The sequence below is a fragment of the bacterium genome, from assembly GCA_020440705.1.
Lineage (GTDB): Bacteria > Krumholzibacteriota > Krumholzibacteriia > LZORAL124-64-63 > LZORAL124-64-63 > JAGRNP01.
On the sequence record JAGRNP010000249.1, the window covers coordinates 1 to 1,779 of the forward strand.

General features: G+C 72.4%; 2 protein-coding genes. One reads left to right on the forward strand and one right to left on the reverse strand.

Features of this window, described 5'->3' with window-relative positions; all coding sequences use genetic code 11:
* Positions 1-772, reverse strand: a 772-nt coding sequence (locus KDM41_18130) for a serine/threonine protein kinase (protein MCB1185342.1), incomplete at its 3' end; no start/stop codon positions are given.
* 426 nt (positions 773-1,198) lie between these two features.
* Between KDM41_18130 and KDM41_18135 the strand changes: the two genes are divergently transcribed.
* Positions 1,199-1,741, forward strand: coding sequence for a hypothetical protein (locus tag KDM41_18135; GenBank protein MCB1185343.1), 543 nt, complete (start codon positions 1,199-1,201; stop codon positions 1,739-1,741).
* The last annotated feature ends 38 nt before the right edge of the window (positions 1,742-1,779 follow it).

The following is a 1,779-nucleotide window of genomic DNA, read 5'->3' on the forward strand; positions in this document are numbered from 1 at the left end:
GGCTCCTCACGAGCCCGAAGGCGTCGGCCCCTTCGCGGGGGCCGCGGCCGCAGAGCATGCGGTAGAGGATCGCGCCCAGGCTCCACACGTCGGCGGGGGGGCCCGCGGCCCGGGGGTTCTCGGCCTGCTCGGGGGCCATGTAGGCCAGGGTGCCGAGCAGCACGCCGCTGCGGGTCAGGCGCGCGTCGTCCTCGGCCACGGCGAGGCCGAAGTCGCCGACGAGCAGCCGGCCGTCCGCGCCCAGGAACAGGTTCGCGGGCTTGAGGTCGCGGTGCACGACGCCCGCGGCGTGGGCGTGGGCGATCCCGAGCACGGCCCCGTGCAGCAGGCGGGCGGCGTGCTCCGGGGCCAAGGCCGCGGTGCGCAGGTGCTCCTCGAGGTCGGTCCCGTCGACCAGGGGCATGGCCAGCCAGTGACCCTCGGGGGCGATCCCGCTGTCGACGCAGCCGATCAGGTTCGGGTGCCGCAGGCGACGCAGGGTGCTGACTTCCCGCAGGAAGCGCTCGGGGTTCTTCGTCGCGCGCAGGAGCTTCACCGCGAGCCGCGCGCCGTCCGGGGCGCGGGCCTCGACGACGACGCCCATGGCCCCCTTGCCGAGGAAGCGCTCGACCGCGTAGGGCCCGATTCGGGTGAGCTCGCGCGCGAAGCGCTGGGTGGGGTCCATGGACGGCGCGGCGTCGGGGGAGCTCGCGTCGAGGCCGAACACCACGTCGTCGGAGTCGTTCACGCTGTCAGTCTGCTCGTTGGCCATGCGCCGCGCAAAACAAAGCACGGTCCGCTCCTTCGCAGACGTAGCCCGAGTCGCCGCGGCGTCGAGCGTCGACGCCGCCGACGCCTCTGCGTCGGGCGCGCCGGCACTGCCGACGCATGGCAAGGACTTAGCCGCGGCGCTGCGCTTGCAAAGGGTCGGTGCGAGCACACGGGTCGCAGCCTTCGGGCCCAGGCCCACCCGAGTGGGTGCTCACGTCTTTGCTTTGTCAACCTTTCCAATCCTTCCCTCTCCTGCGGGGCGCCGGGCATGTGCACGGCGCCCCGCAGGCATGTACGGCTGCGTCGCCCGTCGCGTCGCGGCCGTCGGCGCCTCCGACGCCGACCCGTCGGGACCCCCGACACGTCCCTTGGAGCGCAAGGGTTTAGGGCTGGCCCGGGGCGTGCACAGGGTCCTGCGCACGGAAGCAACAACGGAAGGACGACGAACATGAAGCGGTATCTGGTGACGGTGGCGGTGGCGGGGGTCTTGGCGTGGTCGGGGGTCGTGGAGGCCTGCAGCGGCATGATCCAGCTGCCCGAGGGGACGGTCTCCGTGGGGGGCCTGTTCTACGTGGACACGGACCAGTACACGGTCGACAAGTCCGCGGACAACCTCGGCGGGCCCTCGGCAAAGGGACAGGGGTTGACCCAGGGCAAGGTCGTGGCCAACACCCAGGGCAACACCAAGGGCAACGTCAAGGGCAACGGCCCCCTGGTCGAGCAGGGGCACATCGAGGTCTACGAGCAGCATGAGGACGGGCTGTTCTACCTGGTGGACTACGTGACGGACATTCCCGTGCTCGGCGGGGACGAGAGCCCTGCGGCGACCGAGGAAGAGGAGGTCGCCGACGTGCCCCCGCCTCCGCCCCCGCCGCTCTTCGTCCCGGCCCCCCCTGGGGAGTTCCTCCTGCCCTTCGCGGACCCCGCCGCCGTGGCGATCCCCGAGGAGGCTGCGCCGCTCGAGCTGGAGACCCTGGTGGTGATCTCCTAGGCCGCCGCGCAGGTCGAGGTTCAGGGCGCGCCTGCCTG

Bases quoted from the DNA above. Each gene is read 5' to 3' on its own strand.
- KDM41_18135 (MCB1185343.1), top strand. From the start codon at position 1,199: ATGAAGCGGTATCTGGTGACGGTGGCGGTGGCGGGGGTCTTGGCGTGG.